Consider the following 452-nt stretch of genomic DNA (forward strand, 5'->3'; position numbering starts at 1 on the left):
CTTGCCGGTCGACAGCCGCTGCATCGCGGTCGTCAGGTCCTTGCTGGCGAGCGCGTTGGCATTGGTGGCGCGCAGCGCCGAGGTATTCGAAGCGATAACGGTCATCGGGACCTCCCTGAAGTGCTGCGCCGCCGCCGCCGCCAGGCATCGGGCCGGGCATTGGATCGTCGCTGCAGGGAGAAACGGCCGTCATCGGGCACGCTTTAGGATTTTGTTGCACGTCGGCGAAAAGAACCCCGCCGCCCCTGACGAGCGACGGGGTTCCGGTCGACACCAACGCCCCAGTTTCGGGGGCGAAGGGCGCCGGTGCAGACGAGCCGGTCGTTAGCCGAGCAGCTTGAGCACGCCCTGCTGCGACTGGTTGGCCTGCGAGAGCATCGCGGTCGACGCCTGGCTCAGGATCTGCGCCTTGGCGAGCGCGGTCGTCTCGGTCGAGAAGTCCGCGTCCTCGA

General features: G+C 67.7%; 1 protein-coding gene and 1 pseudogene. Both read right to left on the bottom strand.

The window, feature by feature from the left end:
* Positions 1-105, bottom strand: a pseudogene (locus tag AX685_RS21395) (flagellin FliC); the annotation flags it as partial.
* A gap of 219 nt (positions 106-324) precedes the next feature.
* On the bottom strand, positions 325-452 hold a 128-nt coding region (locus AX685_RS20875; RefSeq protein WP_269450458.1), incomplete at its 5' end, for a flagellin.

It is taken from the genome of Sphingomonas sp. CCH9-F2, from assembly GCF_001556735.1.
Lineage (GTDB): Bacteria > Pseudomonadota > Alphaproteobacteria > Sphingomonadales > Sphingomonadaceae > Sphingomonas > Sphingomonas ginsenosidimutans.